This window comes from Collinsella sp. TF10-11AT, assembly GCF_003437565.1.
GTDB lineage: Bacteria > Actinomycetota > Coriobacteriia > Coriobacteriales > Coriobacteriaceae > Collinsella.
The window spans coordinates 1-20,342 of sequence record NZ_QSQW01000009.1 but is presented as its reverse complement, the minus strand read 5'-3'; the positions used below and the strand labels follow the sequence as shown (position 1 = coordinate 20,342).

The following is a 20,342-nucleotide window of genomic DNA, read 5'->3' as shown; positions in this document are numbered from 1 at the left end:
CTATGGGCCTCTTCGATACGTTCTTCTCCAGCGTCACCGGCGGCAGTCGAGAGCCTCAAAAACCATCAAACGTCGAGCTCGAGCTGCGCCGCAGGCTTACTGTGCTCGCAAGCGACGAGGCCACTCAAGACACTCCCCTGCGCTATTTCCTGCGCTGGGCGGGGCAAGTCCAGGGCGTTGGCTTTCGCTTTACCAACACCAACCTCGCGCAGGCACGCGCGCTCACCGGCTGGGTGCGTAACATGGAAGACGGCTCAGTCGAGATGGAGATACAGGGGGCTCCGGCAAATATCCTATCTCATCTCGAGGCGCTTCATGCCTCCTACGAGCGTATGGGAACGCGTTTTCGCCTCGTAGACGCCCAGGCCCGAGCCCCACTTGCCAATGAAGACGGTTTCACGCCTCGTTATTAGTATTGTGTGCTAAATACGGTATCATTTACCTACGACCGTTGATAGAAAAGAGGCGAGGCGCATGGCGGTGCAAAGAAGGAATACCAGGCAGCGAAAGCTGGTTCTTGACGCCGTGCGCCAAAGCTATAACCATCCCACCGCCGACGAAATCTACAACGTCGTGCGCGCGCAGGATGACAAAATCAGCCGCGGCACGGTCTACCGCAACCTCAATCTCTTGGCCGACGCCGGCGAGATTCTCTCCATCAAGACGCCGGGCGGCAGCCGCTTCGATCGCACGATCGAGCCGCATGCGCATATCATCTGCACCTCGTGCAGCCGCGTCATCGACATACCACTCCCCTTCGATGCCCAGCTCGACGCCAAGGCATCCGAGCAAATCGGCTGGCACGTCACGTCGCACTACACCATCTTCGAGGGTCTCTGCCCCGACTGCCGGTAGATGTTTGGGACATGCCTACTCGGCAAGCAGGCGACGCAGTTCTTCTTCGACCGTGTACACATAGCGGACGCGGTCGTTGATGCCACGCATAGAGGGATTGCAGCTCTCCATTAGATAAGGATGGCCCACTACGTTGAGCATGTCGCGGTCGTTCTCGTTATCGCCAAACGCCATCATCTCATCGGGCGAAATACCCAGGGCACGACCGTAATCGGCAAGCGCGGAACCCTTACCCGAATCAAAGCCGATAAAGTCCGTCCATTCGGTTCCCGATGTCATGACATCGACTCGATCGCTAAAGTGGCGCTCAAAATACTCCAGCGCCGCCGGCTGATTCACCTCGGGCGTCTGGAAGGCAATCTTAATGACGTCCTCTTCGATGTCCTCGGGACGGTCGACCACCGCCACATCGCAGTGGACCTCATAGCGCAAATGATCGACGAACGCATCGTTGCCGCTCATGGTGTAGAGGTGCCCCTCACACGAAAGGGTCACGTCGGCATGGGGATATGCAATCACGGCATTCGCGATATCCATAGCAAGGCTACGCTCCATGGAACGCTTGACAACGGCGCGTCCCTCGCTCATCACCAGAGCTCCGTTTTCGCATACATAGGCGAGCTCATCGGCCACCGGGGCAAACAGATAGCGCAAGCTCGCATATTGACGGCCGCTCGCCGGCATAAACACGATACCGCGACGATGCAGCTCATCGATGAGCTCAAAGGCCTCGGAACGCGGCTCGCGCTCCCCCGGATGCAGCAACGTGCCGTCCAAATCGCATGCAATCAGCTTGATTCCTTCAAGACCCATATGCTTTCCCCCACAGCATCTCATCAACAGAAAGACGGACTTTGAATAGTTGCCTCTCAAAGTCCGTCTTACTTATACGCACGTTAACCGCGCGCCTTCTTTACGATCGTAAAGTCTGGAGCCATACTCACAACGGCATCCGCCGCATTCGACGCAAAGCGCCGGTCCGAATCGAGTTCACGGGTAACCACCGAGAGCCGAACGCCCTCGACGCCCCGGAGCATGCGGCCCAAAACAGGCTGCACCGGCGTATACATGCGCACGGTATGCTCGTCCGAATCGCCTCGGAAAAGCGGCGTATGCATATTGCCGATCTCCCAGCACGCATGCGCGAGCGCAATCGGGTCCATGCGGTCAACTTCGACCAAATAAACCTCGGCGCCGCGCAGACGTACGACAACCACCACGGGCACCGCACCCGTATGGTCGATAGCGAGCACGTCACCGTCGGCAAGACGACCGCCGTCGGCAGTATCCAGCCGAACATCGACCGTGCGCCCCAGCTCCGTCACGCCCACAAGCGCGCATACATCAGCCTGGTCCCAATCGAGCAGCAGCTCGTCAACTTCAAAGACGCCGCCCAACTTCCGGCGAAGCAGGAGTTCATAGGACGGATCGTTGAGATTTCCCAAGCATGTCGTCGAAACCAAGCGTTCAGGCATACTCTAACCCTCGACCTCGACGAGCTCGATATCAAAGTTGAGGTCCTTGCCGGCCAGCTCGTGGTTGGCGTCGAGCGTCACGGCCTCGGGCGTTACGTCGATGACCACGGCGGGGACGGGCATACCGCTCGGCGTGGACAGGAAAAGCTTCATGCCCTTCTCGATCTGCTCGATGTTGGGAACCTGTTCGGCCGGGAAGGTAATAACCATCTCGGGATTGTGCTCGCCGTAGGCATCGGCAGCAGGAATGTGCACGGTCTTCTTCTCGCCCACCTGCATGTCGACAACAGCGGCGTCGAAGCCCTTGATCATCTGACCGGCGCCGCAGGTGAACTCCAGCGGCTCGCCGCGATCGTAGGAGCTATCGAACTGCGTGCCGTCGTCGAGCGTGCCGCGATAATGGGTCTTGACCTTCTTGCCCTGGTTGGACATGGTAACCTCCGTGATAAGGGCGGCGCACAACGCGGACCGCCATGAACATATGGCGCTAACTATACCCTAGTCATACAATTCAAAGACAGTTTGCAAAGAAACGCTGCAACCGGAGGAACCATGGCATATCCCGTATTTGACCTACACTGCGACACCGCCGACCGCATCGGCTGGGCCACACTCGATCTCGACCTGCGCTTTACCGCCGGTACCGACGGTTATTTCCCCGGCGACGAAACGCATCCGCAGGATTTCGACCTCATCGAGGGTAACGCCTGCGCCATCTCGCTCGCAAAGATCGGCAACACGCCATGGGCACAGTGCTTCGCCACGTTTGTCCCCGACGAGATTCCCACCGCCCACGCCGCGCGCTTCCAGGCGCAGATCATGGCGCATATGAGCGGCCAGGCAATGCTCAACCACGACAGTATGGTCAACGTGCGCAGCGCCGCAGACATCCGCCCCGCGCTCAAGGACGGCAAGGTCGCTTGCATCCACACCATCGAAAACGCCACGTTCTTTGCCGAGGACCCCGCGCTGATCGAGGTGCTCAAGAGCTTGGGCGTACTCATGTCGTCACTCAGCTGGAACGCGCAGGGGCCGCTCGCAAGCGGACACGATACCCACGCCGACCTCACCGCCGCCGGCATCGAGGCACTTACGCAGATGGAGCACGCCGGCATGGTGCTTGACGTCTCCCACCTCAACGATGAGTGCTTTGACGAGGTTGTCGCCCACGCCACGCGTCCCTTCGTCGCCAGCCACTCCAACTCCCGTGCGGTTTGCGGCGTCAAGCGCAACCTCACCGACGACCAGTTCCGCACCATTCGCGACATGGGCGGTATCGTCGGCCTCAACTACTGCAGCGAGTTCCTTTCCAACGACGCAACCGACAAGACCGCCGCAGACGTCACCTTCGACCAGCTAGCGGCACATATCGAGCACTGGCTCGACCTGGGCGGCGAGGACGTCATCGCGCTCGGCGGCGACTGGGACGGCGCCACTGTGCCCGCTTTCCTCTCCGATGCCAGCATGATGCCCGAGTTCCAGAACATGCTCTCCAAGCACTTTGGCAAGACCGTGATGCAAAAGCTCTGCAGCGACAACGCGCTTGCCTTCTTCGAGCGCTATTAATTTCACATCCCTTGAGCGGGCCGGCATGCCGAACGGTCGACATGCCGGCCCGTCCCCAATCTGAAGGACCGCTTTTGACGCAGCAGTTTACGATTTCCGTATCCCGACCGGATGGGACGCCCATCCCTGTCGTCGTTACCAAAAAGCGCGTCAAGAACTTCAACCTACGCGTCACATCGAGCGGCGAGGTCCACGCCAGCGCACCGCTCGGCGCCAGCCGCGAGCGTATCGAAGCGTTTGTTAAGCGCAACAGCGCCTGGATTATCAGCCGACTTGCCCAGCGTGAGCAGCGTCAGGCGACGGCGCGAGAGCCGCTCAGTCCCTCGTCCATCATTGCACTTTGGGGCAAGCCCATTACGGTACAGGATGCACTCGATCACAACTTTGCATCACCCGCATCGCGACCCAAACAGGCCACCTTCGCAAGTTTTATGGGTACCGATGAGCCAAGTGGGCGCACGCAGGCAAAGCAGCGCACAGCCCTTGACGGCCTAACGCCCAAAGAACTCCAGACCCGCATCGACCAACTCTATGCATCCGAGGTCACCGCAGCGCTACGCGACATCGTGCACGCGTACGAAATCGCAATGGGCGTCACCGTTTCCCGCATTTCCGTACGCAGCATGAAAACGCGTTGGGGCTCATGCACGCCCAAATCCGGCGCCATTCGCATCGGGCGCGAGCTCGCCGCCTACCCCGTCGAATGCCTCGACATGGTTGTCGCCCACGAGCTCGTCCACTTGCTCGAGCCAAGCCACAATCAGCGGTTTCACGCCCTGCTCGACACGTACTGCCCCAACAATAGAGCTCTGTCGCAGCGGCTCAAGCAGCCTCCCGTAGAGACGTATTAGAACCGGTTAGCGCACGCGCTCGATCTCGACACCGCAGCTTGCCAGGGGCAGGCCAACAGGAGCCCACGGCTTATCGAGCTTTATGCGCACACCAAGCAGCGAGGGATAACGGCGCAGCAGCATCTGGGCCGTCCCCTCGGCTGCCGCCTCGATGAGTTTAAACGTATGCTCGCGCAGATAGCCATCGACATCGTGGCACACCGAGCCGTAGTCAATCGAGGCGTCCAAGTCATCGTGCTCCCCCGCTGCGCGCAGGTCGGCATAGAGCACCAAGGACACGATGAACTTCTGACCCAGCGCGTTCTCCTCGGGATACACGCCATGGTTGGCAAAAACCTCTAGGCCGTCAATGACAATACGGTCGGCATGGCGCAAGTCGTCATAGCTCACGTGGGGCACCGCCGTTGCGGTGGATATTTCGCCCCTTCCACGGCGGGCGAGCTCGGCGCCTTCAGTCTTGGTTGCACTCTCGGGCAGCTTCTTGTTACTCATCGCGATCGTCTCCTTCGTTTAGAACCCCGACCGCGCAAACTAACTACACGCGAATCGACAGGTTCTTTTTATCATCGCTCCAGTTGCAAGCATTGCGCGCGGGGCATGCAAAGCAGGCGCGCGACGCTTTGTCGGCTGCATAGAGCAGACGCTCAAGCGGTTGGCTGTTCACGCGCAGCTTTCGATGGCCCAAAATGGCCGTCTTAATGGCTGCGGCATCGGCCGGCTCAAACGCCACATCATCGGGCATGCCGCCGAGAATCGCATCAGCGACGCGTTCGCTTGCAACATCATGGGATATACCCGATTCGTACTGTTCATCTTTGCCGATATCGTGAAGAAGTGCCGTGGCGTAGATGACCTCGCGGTCAAATTCGAGCTGTTCCTCGAGATTCTTGATCCACATAATGCGAGCGACATCGAGCAGATGGTCAATACCGTGGCGGCAGAAAATGCGTCCCGATTCCAACTGCGCAATGTTACCCAGGTGCCGCCGGAACAGCCCGTTGGCACAAATGTAATCAATGCGAGGCATAGCACCAAAAGGGGCCAGGCCCGAAGCCATAAAGCCGCGACGCGACGTCCCCTCATCGGTCTTCGATGTAAAGTCGTTGACGACCCTCATGTTAACGGCCCAGCATCCTAAAGAACCGCTCCTCGAGCGCGGGATCGGTCTCAAAGACGCCGCGGCGAGCGAGCGTCACGGTCTTGGTGCCGGGCTTTTGCACGCCGCGCATGGTCATGCACATATGCTCAGCCTCCATGAGCACAATCGCTCCCTGGGGAGCGAGATAATCCATGAGGGCGTCGGCAACCTGCGCACACAGCTGCTCCTGCAGCTGCAGACGACGGGCATAGACCTCAACCGTGCGAGCGAGCTTAGACAGACCCGCCACGCGACCGTTAGGGATATAGCCGATCGCAGCCTTGCCATAAAACGGCAGCAGATGATGCTCGCACAGCGAGTAAAACGTGATGTCGCGCTCGATAACCAAATCGTTCGAAGCGACGGCAAAGGTTTTGGACAGGTGCTCCTCGGCACTCTGCTCCATACCGCCGGCGATCTCGCCATACATACGGGCAACGCGCGCCGGGGTCTCCAGCAGGCCCTCACGAGTTGGGTCCTCGCCTATGCCCTCAAGCAACAGCTTAATGGCGGCCTCGACTTTTTCCTGATCGACCATCTGGGCCTCACTTTTCCGATTTCACGTTCGCGCTATGGTACCACGCCCTTCGGCATCGACCACAAGCTACATAGTATGGGTCGAATAGACCGGATCATCACGCCAAAGTTCAACCGCATCACAAAGCGCAACGCCCTCGCGCTCAGCACGGTCGCGCGTGGCGTTCATATCGATCACGCGCTGGTTACTCGAGCCCCTAAAACGCAATGAGATATCGTACAGATCCTGAACAAACGGGCCGTCCACCAACATATCGAGGCAGGCAAGGATACGGTCCGTGACTTCGGTATGGTGACGACCGCCCGGCATAAGTTCCTCGAGCACGTCGCCAGTAAAACACCAAATGGTCTTTCCTGACCCCGCAGGATAAGCGGCACGAACACGCTCGACAAACTCAACGAGCCCCGCCTGATTCTCAGGTTCCATAGGCTCGCCGCCCAGAATCGTCAGGCCGTCAATAAAGGGATGGTCGAGGCTCTCGATAATCTTGTCCTCGACGGCACGATCGAACAGCTCGCCCGCAGCAAAGTCCCACGCGACAGAGTTAAAGCAGTTCTTGCACCCACGACGGCACCCGCTCACAAACAGAGAAGTACGAACGCCTTCCCCATCAGCAATGTCGAAATACTTAATGTTCGCGTAGTTCATAGGTAACTCTCCCGGGAGGCCGGGACATATCATCCCGTCCTCAAACATTCTCGGCCTTCGGCCTGCGAAACTGCGGGCGGGACGATATGTCCCGGCCTCATGCAAAGGGTAACTCAATGAACGAAGCGAACATCGAGTATAGGGTTCGAGGTCCAATAAATACTCAGCTGCAGCTCAGCCGCCATTGCAAGCAGATCGTCATTGCAGCTCAACTCATTTCCGCTAAGAACTTCGAGGAGCGAGCAGACCGCATGCCGCATCTCAGCTACATCACCTTGGCTGTCCCGCAGCGAGGCCCCGGACCTTTGCTCGATATGAGTTCCGCACGAACAGGAGGCGCCAGTGGCGCCTCCGTCGTGAGCCAGGACTGTCCGAAATAGCGAGTAAAGGTCCGGGGCCTCGCTACGGGGCAGCCTGGGATGGTTATTAGAGATGCAGCACGCGGTCGCGGATCTCCTCGGTTCGGCCCTGGTTCCAGAATTGGGTACCGATGTAGCCGCACGTACGACGAGCGACGTTCATCTTCTCCTGATCGCGGTTGCCGCAATTGGGGCACTCCCACACCAGCTTGCCGTCATCCTCGACAATCTTGATCTCACCGTCGTAGCCGCACACCTGGCAGTAATCGCTCTTGGTGTTGAGCTCGGCGTACATGATGTTGTCGTAGATGTACTGCATCACGCGGATGACAGCCTTGAGGTTGTCCTGCATGTTGGGAACCTCGACGTAGGAGATGGCACCGCCCGGCGAAAGTTGCTGGAACATACCCTCGAACTTGAGCTTGTCGAATGCGTCGATCTCCTCGGACACGTGGACGTGGTAGCTGTTGGTGATGTAGCCCTTGTCCGTCACGCCCGGGATGATGCCAAAACGACGCTGCAGGCACTTGGCGAACTTGTAGGTCGTCGACTCCAACGGCGTACCGTACAGCGAGAAATCGATATCGCTTTCGGCCTTCCACTCCGCGCACTTGTCGTTCATGCGCTGCATGACGGCCATGGCAAACGGCGTGCCTTCCTTCTCGGTGTGGCTGTGGCCCGTCATGTACTTGACGCACTCATACAGGCCGGCATAGCCAAGGCTGATGGTAGAGTATCCGCCCACGAGCAACTTATCGATCGTCTCGCCCTTCTTCAGACGCGCTAGGGCACCATACTGCCAAAGAATCGGCGCGGCATCCGAAAGCGTGCCCATCAGGCGCTCATGACGGCACAGCAGGGCGCGGTGGCACAGCTCGAGGCGCTCGTCGAAGATTTTCCAGAACTTGTCCATGTCCTGATGCGAGCTCAGCGCGACATCGGGCAGGTTGATGGTCACAACACCCTGGTTAAAGCGGCCATAGTACTTAGGTTTGGTCGGGTCATAGTTCAGCGCGTTGGCAACATTGTTAAAGCCGTTGCCCGAGCGGTCGGGCGTCAGGAAACTGCGACAACCCATGCAGGTGTAGCAATCGCCGTTGCCGGCGGTCTCGCCCTTCGACAGCTTGAGCTCGCGCATCTTCTTCTCGGAGATGTAATCGGGCACCATGCGCTTGGCGGTGCACTTGGCAGCCAGCTGGGTCAGGTAGAAGTACGGAGAATTCTCGTGAACGTTATCGTCCTCGAGTACATAGATAAGCTTGGGGAATGCCGGGGTAATCCACACACCGGCTTCGTTCTTAACGCCCTCATAGCGTTGACGAAGCGTCTCCTCCACGATCATGGCAAGGTCGTGCTTCTCCTGGGGCGTACGGGCCTCATTGAGATACATAAAGACCGTCACGAACGGCGCCTGGCCATTGGTGGTCATAAGGGTCACGACCTGATACTGAATCGTCTGGACGCCGCGACGGATCTCATCGCGCAGACGGTCCTCAACGACCTCACGGACCTTTTCGGCAGATGCCGAAACACCGAGCTCCTCGAGCTCGCGGGCAACCTCGCCGCGAATCTTTTGACGGCTCACCTCAACAAACGGGGCAAGATGGGTCAGCGAAATAGACTGGCCGCCGTACTGGGAGGAAGCAACCTGGGCGATAATCTGCGTCGCGATGTTGCAGGCAGTCGAGAAGCTGTGCGGCTTCTCGATCAGCGTGCCCGAGATAACGGTGCCGTTCTGGAGCATGTCCTCCAGGTTCACCAGGTCGCAGTTATGCATGTGCTGGGCAAAGTAGTCAGAATCGTGGAAGTGGATCAGGCCCTCATTGTGGGCATCCACGATCTCCTGGGGCAGCAGCACACGCTGAGTCAGGTCCTTGGAAATCTCGCCGGCCATATAGTCACGCTGGACGGAATTGACGGTCGGGTTCTTGTTAGAGTTCTCCTGCTTGACCTCTTCGTTATTGCACTCGATCAGCGACAGAATCTTGTCGTCGGTCGTGTTCTTCTGGCGCTTCAGGCTCTGAACATAGCGATAGATGATGTAGTGGCGAGCAACCTCGTAGCAGTCGAGACGCATGATCTCGTCCTCGACCAAATCCTGGATCTCCTCGACCGAAACGGTGTGGCCCGCGTTCTCGCATGCCTCGGCGACGTTTTGTGCCGCGTAAACCACCTGGCGGTCGGTTAGACGAGAGCTCTCCTCGACCTCCAAGTTGGCGGCGCGGATGGCATTGACGATCTTATCGATGTCAAAGACAACCTCGGTGCCGCTGCGCTTGATGATCTTCATCCTCTTGCCTCTTTCGCATCGTAGCCTCATTGCGCTTCAGAGCCAAACGATGCCCGGCAGGGCCTGTCCCTGTCTTGCGGCGCCGTCGCGCAATCTGTGTTCTCGATAAACCATAAGCCTCCATGCGGACATTCCCAGAAGCCGATCAAGCGGCTCAAGGACACGTTCAAAAGAGGCAGTTAAGGTCTTCGTTCTCTGTCCGCCATCTATCATACGACAAAGAGGCATCTATATCCTGTATTCTTTTTTTAGGTCAAACACAACATATAGTGTTTCAGCAGGTCAAAGCAATTAGTCATTTTGCAAACGCATTAAAAATGAAGGGCTCTTGGCAGAGTGCTAAAACGTTATCAGCTCGACTACCTGCACGGCAGTTTTGAAACCCCCTCAACCGCGCCGCTGACAAATCCTACCAAAACCAAGCCGCTCACGCCAAAAGAATCCAAAAGATTATGCTTGACCAACATGTTGCGGTCGAATGCCGGCGGACGGAGCGACAGGACTGTAAACGCTCGGAAGACTACAGCCCCGGCGCCCCGTCCGCCGGCATTCGATAGGCGAGGATCTATTACCTCTCTTCGCGAACCATCATGCGGCCGAGAGCCGCTGTAAAGGGATCGAGCAGCACGCCGGCGATAACCACAAAGGCCCATCCCTTTGTGACGAGGCCGGCCCAACGCGCGAAGAACGTACGGCCTTCAATCGTTCCGAATCCTCCTTGGAAGGCAATCTCGCCAAAACCGATCACCATAAAAAGGAGCGTGGCACCGATGACCGTACCGGCGATCTTGTGTGATGCACTCCCCTGCTCAAAACCAAAAAAGTCCAGGCACATACCAACCGTTTTGCCAAACAGCGGGAGTGCGCTCAGAACCTCGGCGATCACCGTGGCCACGATGAGTTGTCCCCAAAAGCCCGTGGGGCCCGTCAGATCCAAGCCAGGCGCCCCTTCAATGATGGGGAGAAACGCGCAGAGCAATAGCGGGTTAAAGAAGCCGTTGAGAATACCGATAACGCGCCTGACAGGTAACTTCATAGCCGTAAGCCTTTCAAAGTCATTGATAGAAAGAGGGCCGCCGGCATATGTCGGCGGCCCCGATAAAACATGATGTGCGGCAAAGCAACTACTCGAGCGGCTACTCCGCCTCGCCGCCGGCCGCCATCTTCTCGGCCTCGGCAAGCTGGGCCGGGGTGAGCTTGCGATACTTAATGGCGCCAAAGACGACACAAGCCGCACAGACGATCATGCCGGCGATGAACTTCTGGTCAATCGTTGCACCAAACGGCGACGTCACGGCCTCAAACACAATGGGAGACAATGCCATGCCAAAGTTGATACCTGCCATGCCAATGGCGAGGTTAAACGCACGTCCCTCGGGGGCAGAGTTGCCGGCGGCAAAATTGCCCTCCAGCGGCACGTAGGTCTCCTTGCCCAGCGCAACGACAAAACCCGCAACGCACAGCACCATAAAGGCGGGCGCAACCAGCGTCAGGCCCAGGCCGACGAGCGTCACGCCCCACGCGATCGGCATAGCCAGGTTCTTAAACTTGGCAAACAGCGGACCGACCAAAAGACCAGCCGCAATACCGGCAACGGTCATAACGGTAGAGGCAAGACCGGCCTCCACGGTACCGCCAAAGCCACGGCCCACGACAAGCAGCGAGACATTGGAGCTAAAGAGCTGGAACGTAAGTACGAACACAAAGCTCATGAGCGTGATAATCGCGACCTCTTTAGGCATATTGGCAAACACGTTGACCTCGCGCTTGGGCTCAAGATGACCCTCAGGAAGGCAAACAGCCTCGATTACGATGAAAATGATCATGATGAAGTACGCCGCATAGCTGTGGAACCACTCGGCAGAACCCAAGATGCCGGAAACCATCGTCCAGATAATGCCGCCCAGTGCAACAAAAGTGGAGTAGATGCCCATGACAAACGAGCGCTGCTTTCCGCCAAAGTAATCCGCGATAAGAGCGTCCGTTGAATTCTGCACGGCACCGAGACCAAGGCCCATGACAGCAGAAGCCGCTAAGACTTGGCCGAGCGAGTCGTGGAACACCAGCACCGAGGCGCCTGCCAGCATCACGATAATGTGACCGACGAGCGTCGTCTTCTTCTTGGACACGCGAGAGGCAAGCTGTGAAGAGACGAGCATGGCGGACAACGCCATCATCAACGGGATGATGCCGATAATCATCTGAACGGCAGCGATGTTCTCGTTGGGAAACGCGGCCGCAACAGAGGCCACGATGGGAACGGGCACGAGCATGCCCATGATGCACATGGCGGCTGCGTAAATGCCCACCAGGTACTTGATCTTGGTTTTATCCATGATCCATCCTTACACTTAAAGAAAAGGGTCGGAGCGGCCAGACATCACCAGCGGCCGCCCCAAACACAGCACTATTAGTCGTTGAATCCGGTGAACACGGGTTCTCCGCTGTACACGAGCGCTTCCTCGACACCATCGAGCACGCGGCAGGCGCCAGACGCCATCGCCTCGAGCTCAAACTCGCCGGGATAAGCCGATACGGGAGCGATCCAAGAGCAGCATTCCTCAATCGAGGCAACGAGCTCCTTGCTGTGGACCATGCCGCCTCCGAGCAAGATGCCGTCGACGTCGCCCTTCAGCACGCAGGCCATCTCGCCAATCCACTTGCAGATTTGGTAAACCATTGCATCCCAAGCGCGTGCTGCAGCCTTATCGCCCGCAGCGGCACGTTCACACACCTCGATGGCATCGGACGTACCCAAAAGGTCAACGAAGCCACCGGTCTTCATGCAATGGGCGCGGGCAACGTCGAGACCATGTTCCGCCGTATACTTCGCGACCTCGATTGCGGGGACCGAGCCACAGCGCGTCGGCGCCATGGGGCCCTCGCCGCCGACGATGTCGTTGCCGTCGACCATCTTGCCCTTAAGGTGAGCGGAAATCGAAATGCCACCGCCGATATGACAAACAATAAAGTTACACTCGTCATATGCGCGACCGAGCTTTGCCGCGTGACGAATGGCGGTCTCTTTAAGATTAAGGGCGTGCAGGTGCACGTTTCGATACACGCCCTTAATGCCCGTCATACGTGCGAGGTCGCACAGCTCATCGGTATCGGGAGGATTCACCACAAAAGAGGGCTTGCCCGTCTTTGAAGCGAACTCATGGGCAATCTGGGGGCCAAGCTGCGCCGGGTGCTGAATGCCGTTCGCACCGATGCGGGCATGCTCGAGCATGACCTCATTGATGGCATACGTGCCGCCGGGCAACGAAAGCAAGCCGCCGCCGCGACCGACAAATGCATCAAAGTCCTCGAGCTTCAGGCCCGCCTCCCCCAGTGCTCCAAGAATCAGATCGCAGCGATACGGCATCTGAGCCGAAACCCCATCGAACTGGGCGAGGTCCTTCGCATCGTGCGCAACGTTCTTGCTGAGCTTGCACTCATCACCCTCAAAAACGCCCACCTTCGTGGAAGTGGAACCCGGGTTGATTACCAGGATGCGCCAGGGAGTCTTTTTATCGGACATATCTTAAGCCTCCTTAAGCGCCTGGGCGCGCACGCAGCTCATCACCACGTTGCCGACGATCTCGTCGACGGGCGCAGAGCGCGAGCAATCGCACACGATCTTCTTGAAGCCCTGAAGCATGGGGCCGTAAGCATTGGCGCCGGTCAGGTTCTGGATGATCTTGACGCCGATATTGCCCACGTTGATATCAGGCCAGATGACCACGTTGGCCTGTCCCGCAACAGCGGACTCACGACGTACCTTCTTGGCCGCAACCTTGGGGTTAATCGCCGAGTCAAACTGGAACTCGCCGTCGATGGCAAGGTCGGGACGGCGATCGTTGGCAATCTCGCGAGCGCGGCGTACTTTGTCGACGAGTTCGTTATCCATCGAGCCGTCAGTCGAATGCGAAAGCAGCGCGCAACGGATATCCCATCCGGTCAGCGAGCGCACCGTTTCGCTCGACGAAATCGCGATCGAGGCAAGTTCCTCGCTCGTAGGGTCGACGCAAACGGCGGAATCGCCAAAAGCCAAAAGGCCACCTTCGCCGCCGTTCCAGTTGGGAATGTCGGCGATACCGCACGAGCTCACGGTGTCCACCCCGTCGGCAAGGCCGACGATGGTCTGACCCGCCAGGATAATATCGCCCGTGGCGTTATCAATGCCGGCGAACATTACGTCGACATCGCCGAGCACCTGCAAAATCAGGGCGCGCTCAAGCGGACGCGCCATACGGCGCGCGGCGCCCTTGGGCTTAAACTTGCAATTCGGATGCGAAAGGTAGCGCTCGCAGCAGGCAGCGTTCGCCTCCTCGTCGGTCACATCGACAATCTCGATGCCGTCAAGGGAGATGCCGCGCTCATCGGCAAGCTCCTTGAGCTTACCGCCGTCGCCGACCAGCACACATTCGGCAAGATGCTCGGCGGCGATCTTTGCGACCGCCTGCATCATGGTCTCGTTTTCGCCCTCGGGAAAAGCAACGCGCATAGGCTTGGCGGCAGCCTGCTCGCGCAGGGTCTGCATCAGGTCCATGGCAGCTACTCCATCTCTTCGGCAGTGCGCTCGATAAGCTCGCCGATGGTCTTCATGACCATGACCTCGCGAACGGGGACCTCGGCATCGAGCTCGTTCTCGATCATGGAGGTCAGGGCGATCATCTTCATCGAGCCCTTGCCCAGGGTCTCAAACGTCGTCTCGGGGGTCACATCGCCATCGTAGTTGTAAGCGGACTTGGCAAAATCGCAGATCTGCTGAGTGAGTTCTTCGTTCATGATGGTGCCTTTCTAAGATAAAAAGAGGGGCGGCCACGGCGGGCTGGAGACACGGGTCCCGCCGTGGCCTAAGAGAGGAATCGAATTGTTAAAAGGGTGAAAACCTAGTCGTCAAGCTCAAACGTGAGCTCTTTGTAACCCGGTCGATCGATGACCTTGGCATGGACACCAACGGTCTCGCCCGCCATGAGCTTGGCGCGGATCTCGGGGGCCTTCTTCTTGGTAATGCCGTAGATGACGTAGGTGTACTGAGAACCCTCGTCAATATCGACGGCGCCGTAGGCGTACTTGCCATACTCCTTGAGGTAGGGCTTGTCGTTCTGCGGACCAGGCAGGGTAAAATCGATCAGATGGCCGTGACCGGAAACCTGGACCCAATCGGTCTTGTGGTAGCCGCAGGCATTGCAGGCAAGGTGAGGCGGAAACTCGACGGCTCCGCACTCGGGGCACTGACGTGCCCAATAGATGCCCTCTTCAAGACCCGTGTAGAACTTCTTGACCACGGGCTCCATATCTTTGAGTTGCATGAGAATACTCCTTATGGGAAATCGAAAACCGCGGTCGCTTAGGCGACGGTACGAAGAATCTGGCAGCGCACATTCTGAGAACCGCCAAAACCGCGCAGGAAGGCCGTCTCAGGAATCTTCTTCATCTGGGTTGCACCGGCGACGCCGCGCATCTGCTTGACGGCCTCGACGATATCGGCGATACCGGATGCGCCATGAGCGTGGCCGAAGTTGCAACGGCCACCGTGCGGGTTGATGGGCTTATCGCCGTCAAAAGCGGTGCGGCCATCGATCGCATACTTCCAAGCCTCGCCGCGCGGAATATAGCCGCACTCCTCGGCCGAGACGATCTCGGAAGCCAGGAAGAAGTCATTGCACATAAACAGGTCGATCTCATCGGGGCTCACGCCGGTAAGGTCGTAGACCTGCTTGGCAGCAAGCTCGGTAGCCCAGTGCTCGTTGTGAAGCAGGCCGGCTTCGACGGCAGAGGCGCCCGTGCCCAGAACCTCGATAGGTGCATACGGGACACCCATGGCCTTGGCCTTCTCCGTGGGCATCACGACAACAGCGGCGGCACCGTCGCATTTCTTCTCAAAGCCGGTAACGCGCAGGTACTGCGTAACGCGCGGGTTGTACATGCTCTTGAGATACTCGTCGGCGGTATCGAACCCAGCCGCCTTCGCATCCTCCTCGACCGTGGTCTCGTACCAGGCAAGGGGATTCAGGACGGCACCGCGGCGAAGGCTCTTGGTAAGGCCGTTCAGGGCGTCATCGATCTGATCGGCAGTAAGGTCGTACTGCATCGAATACTCGTTGATCCAGTTGTCGAACGACACGCCAAAGGCACCATCGAGCGGGCGACCATACGCGCGGTCATAGATCTTATCGAGCGAGGGAATCATGACGTCAAGCGTAAAGTCCTGGCGAATATGCGAGGGCATGTGCTCAACGGGAAGGGTCGAAGCCAAATCGCAGGCACCCGTAAGGACGACATCGTAGGCACCGGAGGCGACTGCCATCACGGCCTGCTCAAGGGCGACGTAGCCCGTGCAGCAAGCCTCGGAATGATGGACGGAACCCTTGGCGCGAACGCCAAACCAATCGGCAACCTGCATGTTGGGGGTAATGCAATCGCCAACAAGATACGGATTGGCGCTGCCGTGGTAGAAAAAGTCGATATCGCGGGGCTCAAGACCGGCATCGGCAATTGCCTCGAGGGCAGCATAGCCAAACGCCTCGCCCTCGCCAATGCCCTGGGTCTCGGGATGCTCCTCAAAATCCTTGAACGGGGTGCAGCCTACGCCTACAATCGAGACGCTGCGCATGTTCTTTCCGAGCGTAACCACTGAATATCACATCCTAATCATGTGAGGGTGTACGGAGTGATGGCGCAGTCCGGCCGCGAGCGAAGGTGAGAGAGCGCTCGCGGCTTTTCTGTGCCGTCACACGTTGAACTACTGCAGTGGTTCTTTTGAACGTAGCTTTAGTTTATGAGGGGTTTATTTGGTGTTGTGGGACAAAAAGCCGTTATATGTCCCATCATTTGGTACGCATAGCTTAATTTCGTTCCAAATAGCAGATAAATGACCGTGCTTAAAACCGATTCATAGGGTTGGAGCACTTTGAGTTCGCTGCATGCGCAACCGTTCATCCCTAAAAAACAGCCGCTCACCCGAGTGGCTTTTCAAAATCGGGGATACGTGGGTGCCAATGGCGCGAGGTATCGTCGACAAAGAGCGGTGCGTAGAACATGCGATTGAGCGCGGCGGCAACGGTTCGTGCCTCAAGGTCAGGCCGGACTTCGAGCCAATACTGGATGAGGTTATGGTGGCCCGCAAGCGCAAAAGCAAGATACAGATCGAGGTCCGTCTCATCCGAAAACGTCGACCGCAAACGATCGCGAAAATAGTCATGCATGAAGATCGTTGCCTTGTGTGCAAACACGGGATCACCGTTATCGCTGTTAAGCGCCAGGACTTTCGAGCGATTGGCCTTGAGGATTTCCATGCGCTTGATCATCGTGGGCGTGGGATCAAGCTGCGCATCACCAAAACGAGCCTCAAGGGCAACGTCGTTAATGTCTTGCATGTTCTGGAGCAGCTCATCTTCAAAGCGCTTGACCACATCATCGACAGAGCGGTAGCAACGATAGAAGGTTGATTTTGATGTATGGGCAAGACGGAGTACGTCGGTGACCTTAATCGATTGCACAGGCGTTGTCGCCATAAGTTCAAAGACGGCGCCTTCGATCCGCGAAGCAATATCGTTTTTAGCGTTCAGTGACATAGAAGGCCTCCCCTGTTGGCGATTGGCTACTATGCTACCCGAAAGGCATGCTCCTCAATGGCGATATGGGGCATAGAACGCGCTGCACAAGAGATGACACACTGGCCAAACACCACCGAGGAAGTAAACCATCCGCTCGGCAACCCGTCTTTGCGGGGATCGATTGAAAAGCCGGACCCCTCCGCCTTCAGGACGGCTTCGATACGCGTCCAAACCCGACACAGCCGAAAGGCGCGTTCCTGCGAATCTGCCGCAGCGTCAATCCAGGCCCGTTCCCTTGAGCTCGCCATACGCTCAACCGCAATAGGTACAATCTCATCGACCGCCTCGATATCCACGCCAATAGGTCCTCCGACCGACCGAGCAACATCGGAAACAGCGAGGACGGCCACGCTTCCGCCATGTGAAATGGAAATAGAGGGGGCCTCCCCATCCGCAAGCTCGATCTTGCCGAAAGCAGAGCGCGCAAGCTGGGTGTCGTCGAAGACACCCAGGGCGTCGCGAAGCAGCAGACCCACGCCCGCAGCTTCCCTCCGAGACGCAATGGGGAGATCTCCATTGGAGGCACGCGAGGCATAACGTCCCGCGATTGATGCCATATCAACGGTCTCGCCGGGATCGATCGCAGAAACGTCAACGAGATGCACGGTTATGTTCAAAATGGTCAACCCCCACTCGATTGAGATGACAAGGCTAAACTGACGTTCAGAACCGCTCTTTCATGAAGCGAGGTACCTTTTGCCGGCGATTTGGCGACCAAAACAAAACAGCTCAGAGGCTAAGCCTCTGAGCTGCGAACATTTGGTGGGCGTTAGAAGATTTGAACTTCTGACCTCTTCCGTGTCAGGGAAGCGCTCTCCCCCTGAGCTAAACGCCCAAATGGAGCGGACAACGGGGCTCGAACCCGCGACCCCAACCTTGGCAAGGTTGTGCTCTACCAACTGAGCCATGTCCGCCTGCGAGGATTTAATATACGGGATAATCCACCCAAATGCAAGAACTTTTTTTGAAAAGTTTTGCGACACCCTCGCGAACCTCGCGAAGACATCAGCCACCACGGAAAGCGCAGGCAAACGCAAACTCGCCGCAAGAGGCCCCTACAACTCAGCGAGCATGATCCAGGCAGAACTGTCCTGCGCGAGCTTGCCGTCTGCAAGCGGTGATGAGGTGAGCAGGACCCTGCCCGCCGGCAGCTCCACGGGTGCTGCACCGAAGTTCGTCACACACGCCCAGCCGTTGTCACGGCGATAGGCGATGACGCCGCCCTCAGCGCCCTCGGCACCATCCGCAAGGCCGGTGCGCCCGTCAAGATCGAGCCACTTAAGATCGTTGGCGCGCCCGCGCAGCTTGCGCCGCAGCCAGAGGGCGTCACGATAGAGCGCAAGCATCGATGTCGGGTCCGCTTCTTCCCTATCGGCAGCGTAATCGGAAAACCATGCAGGCTGCGGCAGATGGGGCGCCGCATCGGCGTCCGCCGGTGAAAACCCAAACGATCCGCCCTGCACGGGATCGTCCGCTGCCACCCACGGCAGGGGCACACGGCAGCCGTCGCGCCCCTTCTCGCGCTTCGGTCCGTGCGTATTGGTCGCAGTAGGATCTTCGAGTGCGGCCCACGGGATATCGGCCACCTCAAAAAGGCCGAGCTCCTCACCCTGATACACGTATGCCGAGCCCGGAAGCGCCAGCTCAAGCAAAAGGGCCGCCCGCGCGCGGCGCTCACCGAGTTCACGGCCCTCGTCATAAGACGACCCGTCGCGTAAGAGCCAGTCGAGCGCAATCTGATGGTAGCGCGTCGCCTTGATTTGCGGCAGGGCATAGCGTGTCGCCACGCGCGGCACGTCGTGGTTGGAGAGTACCCAGGTCGAGGCAGAATTGGATTCGATAGCCGCCTTCAAGCCCTTCTCGATTGCAGCGTGCATGTCATCATAGGTCCAAGTGGCCTTGGCGAACTCAAAGTTGAATGTCTGGCCAAGCTCGCTGGGGCGTGCGTAGAGATACTGGCGCTCGGGCAGAACCCACGCCTCGGCAACGGCGCTGCGCGGCGGATCATAACGGTCGAACACGCGGCGCCACTCGCGATAGATCTCATGGACCTCGTTGCGGTCCCACAGCGGATGGGTGCCGTCCTCAACCATGTCATCGCCCTCGGCGAGATGCCACCGGTCGAGGTCATCGCGGTCGAGATCCTTGGCGAGACCGTGCGCCACATCAATGCGAAAGCCATCGACGCCTCGATCGCTCCAAAACGCCAGGACGTCGCAAAAGAACGCATGAACCTCGGGACACGACCAGTCAAAGTCCGGCTGCTCGGGCGTAAACATGTGCAGATACCACTGACCGTCCGCGACGCGCGTCCAGGCGGGGCCGCCAAAGTTGGCATTCCAATTGGTGGGAGGCAGCTCGCCGTGCTCGCCGCGACCATCGCGGAAGATATAACGGGCGCGCTCGGGTGATCCGGGGCCGGCGGCAAGAGCGGCTTTGAACCAGGGGTGCTGGTTGGACGAATGGTTGGGCACGATGTCGACGATGACCTTGATGCCGTGCGCATGAGCCGCAGCGATCATGTCATCGAAGTCGTCAAGCGAGCCGAGACGTGGGTCGACATCGCAGTAGTCCGCCACATCATAGCCGCCATCGACAAGAGGCGATGGGTAAAACGGGCTCAGCCAGATGGCCTCGATGCCCAGCTGCTCAAGATAGTCCATCTGCTGGGTAATGCCCGCGATATCGCCCAGACCCGAACCAGTCGAATCCTTAAACGAGCGCGGATAGATCTGATAGATCGCGGCATCGGACATCCATGGGCGCGACGAGGACTTTTCTGTAGCCATGGGATGAGTCTCCCTTGCAACGAGGTTTTGCGAGATGCCCACGATGATACGCCCAAAGCGGACATTCGCGGCAAACAACGCCACAGCCACGCCCCAAACGCTCGCTCCCTCACGGGCTCGAGCCTCCTGGAGCGAATCAATCGATTAGTGAAAAGAACGGAAGACCCACTTCCCCGGCCACGACAGACACTATGACCCAATCCAGGGGCACGGAAACGACAGGAGC

General features: G+C 58.3%; 23 protein-coding genes and 2 tRNA genes. 5 read left to right on the top strand and 20 right to left on the bottom strand.

Features of this window, described 5'->3' with window-relative positions; translation table 11 throughout:
- Nucleotides 1–2 precede the first annotated feature (2 nt).
- A complete protein-coding gene (locus tag DXC99_RS07055; protein ID WP_117583885.1) occupies nt 3–413 on the top strand; it encodes an acylphosphatase in 411 nt (136 codons plus the stop codon).
- Between the two features lie 61 nt (nt 414–474).
- Nucleotides 475–855: a Fur family transcriptional regulator gene (locus DXC99_RS07050; protein ID WP_199408885.1), complete on the top strand. Its 381-nt coding sequence runs from the start codon at nt 475–477 to the stop codon at nt 853–855.
- A 15-nt stretch (nt 856–870) separates the two neighbouring features.
- Here the strand turns inward: DXC99_RS07050 and DXC99_RS07045 are convergent, their stop codons facing one another.
- From DXC99_RS07045 to DXC99_RS07035, 3 genes are all read right to left on the bottom strand, one after another.
- Nucleotides 871–1,668, bottom strand: coding sequence for an HAD-IIB family hydrolase (locus tag DXC99_RS07045; RefSeq protein WP_158551675.1), 798 nt, complete (start codon nt 1,666–1,668; stop codon nt 871–873).
- An 83-nt stretch (nt 1,669–1,751) separates the two neighbouring features.
- On the bottom strand, nt 1,752–2,330 hold the full coding sequence (locus DXC99_RS07040; protein ID WP_117629737.1) for an urease accessory protein UreE: 579 nt from the start codon (nt 2,328–2,330) through the stop codon (nt 1,752–1,754).
- 3 nt (nt 2,331–2,333) lie between these two features.
- Nucleotides 2,334–2,762: a peptidylprolyl isomerase gene (locus tag DXC99_RS07035; RefSeq protein ID WP_055286916.1), complete on the bottom strand. Its 429-nt coding sequence runs from the start codon at nt 2,760–2,762 to the stop codon at nt 2,334–2,336.
- 120 nt (nt 2,763–2,882) lie between these two features.
- On the opposite strand from DXC99_RS07035, the gene DXC99_RS07030 reads away from it, so the two are divergent.
- Together DXC99_RS07030 and DXC99_RS07025 are read left to right on the top strand one after the other, a co-directional pair.
- Nucleotides 2,883–3,896 (top strand): dipeptidase, encoded by a 1,014-nt coding sequence (locus DXC99_RS07030; RefSeq protein WP_117583882.1) that lies wholly within the window; start codon nt 2,883–2,885, stop codon nt 3,894–3,896.
- A gap of 74 nt (nt 3,897–3,970) precedes the next feature.
- Nucleotides 3,971–4,747, top strand: a complete 777-nt coding sequence (locus DXC99_RS07025) for a M48 family metallopeptidase (protein ID WP_158551674.1) — start codon at nt 3,971–3,973, stop codon at nt 4,745–4,747.
- Nucleotides 4,748–4,753: 6 nt separating this feature from the next.
- On the opposite strand, the gene folB is transcribed toward DXC99_RS07025, so the two are convergent.
- From folB to nrdG, 4 genes are all read right to left on the bottom strand, one after another.
- Nucleotides 4,754–5,239, bottom strand: coding sequence for a dihydroneopterin aldolase (folB, locus tag DXC99_RS07020; protein WP_117583880.1), 486 nt, complete (start codon nt 5,237–5,239; stop codon nt 4,754–4,756).
- A 43-nt stretch (nt 5,240–5,282) separates the two neighbouring features.
- Nucleotides 5,283–5,864 (bottom strand): HD domain-containing protein, encoded by a 582-nt coding sequence (locus DXC99_RS07015; RefSeq protein ID WP_171021502.1) that lies wholly within the window; start codon nt 5,862–5,864, stop codon nt 5,283–5,285.
- A 1-nt stretch (nt 5,865) separates the two neighbouring features.
- On the bottom strand, nt 5,866–6,423 hold the full coding sequence (gene folE / locus DXC99_RS07010) for a GTP cyclohydrolase I FolE (protein ID WP_117583879.1): 558 nt from the start codon (nt 6,421–6,423) through the stop codon (nt 5,866–5,868).
- Nucleotides 6,424–6,489: 66 nt separating this feature from the next.
- Nucleotides 6,490–7,071 (bottom strand): anaerobic ribonucleoside-triphosphate reductase activating protein, encoded by a 582-nt coding sequence (gene nrdG, locus DXC99_RS07005; RefSeq protein WP_117583878.1) that lies wholly within the window; start codon nt 7,069–7,071, stop codon nt 6,490–6,492.
- Between the two features lie 116 nt (nt 7,072–7,187).
- Here nrdG and DXC99_RS07000 point away from each other — a divergent pair, with 116 nt between their 5' ends.
- Nucleotides 7,188–7,451, top strand: a complete 264-nt coding sequence (locus DXC99_RS07000; RefSeq protein ID WP_117583877.1) for a hypothetical protein — start codon at nt 7,188–7,190, stop codon at nt 7,449–7,451.
- Nucleotides 7,452–7,497: 46 nt separating this feature from the next.
- Here DXC99_RS07000 and nrdD read toward each other — a convergent pair whose 3' ends face one another.
- From nrdD to DXC99_RS06935, 13 genes are all read right to left on the bottom strand, one after another.
- Entirely contained in the window at nt 7,498–9,720 is a 2,223-nt protein-coding gene (gene nrdD, locus DXC99_RS06995; protein ID WP_117583876.1) for an anaerobic ribonucleoside-triphosphate reductase, read from the bottom strand.
- A 568-nt stretch (nt 9,721–10,288) separates the two neighbouring features.
- Nucleotides 10,289–10,756, bottom strand: coding sequence for a hypothetical protein (locus tag DXC99_RS06990; protein WP_117583875.1), 468 nt, complete (start codon nt 10,754–10,756; stop codon nt 10,289–10,291).
- A gap of 100 nt (nt 10,757–10,856) precedes the next feature.
- Nucleotides 10,857–12,056, bottom strand: coding sequence for an MFS transporter (locus DXC99_RS06985; protein ID WP_117583874.1), 1,200 nt, complete (start codon nt 12,054–12,056; stop codon nt 10,857–10,859).
- Nucleotides 12,057–12,130: 74 nt separating this feature from the next.
- Nucleotides 12,131–13,243, bottom strand: coding sequence for a butyrate kinase (buk, locus tag DXC99_RS06980; RefSeq protein WP_117629736.1), 1,113 nt, complete (start codon nt 13,241–13,243; stop codon nt 12,131–12,133).
- Between the two features lie 3 nt (nt 13,244–13,246).
- On the bottom strand, nt 13,247–14,254 hold the full coding sequence (locus DXC99_RS06975) for a phosphate acyltransferase (RefSeq protein WP_117629735.1): 1,008 nt from the start codon (nt 14,252–14,254) through the stop codon (nt 13,247–13,249).
- Between the two features lie 5 nt (nt 14,255–14,259).
- Entirely contained in the window at nt 14,260–14,493 is a 234-nt protein-coding gene (locus DXC99_RS06970; RefSeq protein ID WP_055251381.1) for an acyl carrier protein, read from the bottom strand.
- Between the two features lie 104 nt (nt 14,494–14,597).
- Nucleotides 14,598–15,020 (bottom strand): Zn-ribbon domain-containing OB-fold protein, encoded by a 423-nt coding sequence (locus tag DXC99_RS06965; protein ID WP_117583871.1) that lies wholly within the window; start codon nt 15,018–15,020, stop codon nt 14,598–14,600.
- A gap of 38 nt (nt 15,021–15,058) precedes the next feature.
- A complete protein-coding gene (locus tag DXC99_RS06960) occupies nt 15,059–16,345 on the bottom strand; it encodes a thiolase family protein (RefSeq protein WP_233503833.1) in 1,287 nt (428 codons plus the stop codon).
- Nucleotides 16,346–16,667: 322 nt separating this feature from the next.
- Entirely contained in the window at nt 16,668–17,285 is a 618-nt protein-coding gene (locus DXC99_RS06955) for a TetR/AcrR family transcriptional regulator C-terminal domain-containing protein (RefSeq protein ID WP_117583870.1), read from the bottom strand.
- A 29-nt stretch (nt 17,286–17,314) separates the two neighbouring features.
- Nucleotides 17,315–17,803 (bottom strand): 4'-phosphopantetheinyl transferase superfamily protein, encoded by a 489-nt coding sequence (locus DXC99_RS06950; protein WP_158551577.1) that lies wholly within the window; start codon nt 17,801–17,803, stop codon nt 17,315–17,317.
- Nucleotides 17,804–18,087: 284 nt separating this feature from the next.
- Nucleotides 18,088–18,162: transfer RNA gene (locus DXC99_RS06945), tRNA-Val, on the bottom strand.
- Between the two features lie 3 nt (nt 18,163–18,165).
- Nucleotides 18,166–18,241: transfer RNA gene (locus DXC99_RS06940), tRNA-Gly, on the bottom strand.
- A gap of 141 nt (nt 18,242–18,382) precedes the next feature.
- Nucleotides 18,383–20,116: a glycoside hydrolase family 13 protein gene (locus tag DXC99_RS06935; RefSeq protein WP_233503832.1), complete on the bottom strand. Its 1,734-nt coding sequence runs from the start codon at nt 20,114–20,116 to the stop codon at nt 18,383–18,385.
- Nucleotides 20,117–20,342: the final 226 nt, after the last annotated feature.

Excerpts from the sequence above, each read along its gene's own strand:
- DXC99_RS07050 (WP_199408885.1), top strand. The coding sequence starts at position 475 with ATGGCGGTGCAAAGAAGGAATACCAGGCAGCGAAAGCTGGTTCTTGAC.
- DXC99_RS07000 (WP_117583877.1), top strand. The coding sequence starts at position 7,188 with ATGAACGAAGCGAACATCGAGTATAGGGTTCGAGGTCCAATAAATACT.
- DXC99_RS06990 (WP_117583875.1), bottom strand. The coding sequence starts at position 10,756 with ATGAAGTTACCTGTCAGGCGCGTTATCGGTATTCTCAACGGCTTCTTT.
- DXC99_RS07040 (WP_117629737.1), bottom strand. The coding sequence starts at position 2,330 with ATGCCTGAACGCTTGGTTTCGACGACATGCTTGGGAAATCTCAACGAT.
- DXC99_RS06955 (WP_117583870.1), bottom strand. The coding sequence starts at position 17,285 with ATGTCACTGAACGCTAAAAACGATATTGCTTCGCGGATCGAAGGCGCC.
- nrdD (WP_117583876.1), bottom strand. The coding sequence starts at position 9,720 with ATGAAGATCATCAAGCGCAGCGGCACCGAGGTTGTCTTTGACATCGAT.
- DXC99_RS06975 (WP_117629735.1), bottom strand. The coding sequence starts at position 14,254 with ATGGACCTGATGCAGACCCTGCGCGAGCAGGCTGCCGCCAAGCCTATG.
- folE (WP_117583879.1), bottom strand. The coding sequence starts at position 6,423 with ATGGTCGATCAGGAAAAAGTCGAGGCCGCCATTAAGCTGTTGCTTGAG.
- DXC99_RS07055 (WP_117583885.1), top strand. The coding sequence starts at position 3 with ATGGGCCTCTTCGATACGTTCTTCTCCAGCGTCACCGGCGGCAGTCGA.
- DXC99_RS06985 (WP_117583874.1), bottom strand. The coding sequence starts at position 12,056 with ATGGATAAAACCAAGATCAAGTACCTGGTGGGCATTTACGCAGCCGCC.
- DXC99_RS07015 (WP_171021502.1), bottom strand. The coding sequence starts at position 5,864 with ATGAGGGTCGTCAACGACTTTACATCGAAGACCGATGAGGGGACGTCG.
- buk (WP_117629736.1), bottom strand. The coding sequence starts at position 13,243 with ATGTCCGATAAAAAGACTCCCTGGCGCATCCTGGTAATCAACCCGGGT.
- DXC99_RS06970 (WP_055251381.1), bottom strand. The coding sequence starts at position 14,493 with ATGAACGAAGAACTCACTCAGCAGATCTGCGATTTTGCCAAGTCCGCT.
- folB (WP_117583880.1), bottom strand. The coding sequence starts at position 5,239 with ATGAGTAACAAGAAGCTGCCCGAGAGTGCAACCAAGACTGAAGGCGCC.
- DXC99_RS06935 (WP_233503832.1), bottom strand. The coding sequence starts at position 20,116 with ATGGCTACAGAAAAGTCCTCGTCGCGCCCATGGATGTCCGATGCCGCG.
- nrdG (WP_117583878.1), bottom strand. The coding sequence starts at position 7,071 with ATGAACTACGCGAACATTAAGTATTTCGACATTGCTGATGGGGAAGGC.
- DXC99_RS07045 (WP_158551675.1), bottom strand. The coding sequence starts at position 1,668 with ATGGGTCTTGAAGGAATCAAGCTGATTGCATGCGATTTGGACGGCACG.
- DXC99_RS07035 (WP_055286916.1), bottom strand. The coding sequence starts at position 2,762 with ATGTCCAACCAGGGCAAGAAGGTCAAGACCCATTATCGCGGCACGCTC.
- DXC99_RS07030 (WP_117583882.1), top strand. The coding sequence starts at position 2,883 with ATGGCATATCCCGTATTTGACCTACACTGCGACACCGCCGACCGCATC.
- DXC99_RS06965 (WP_117583871.1), bottom strand. The coding sequence starts at position 15,020 with ATGCAACTCAAAGATATGGAGCCCGTGGTCAAGAAGTTCTACACGGGT.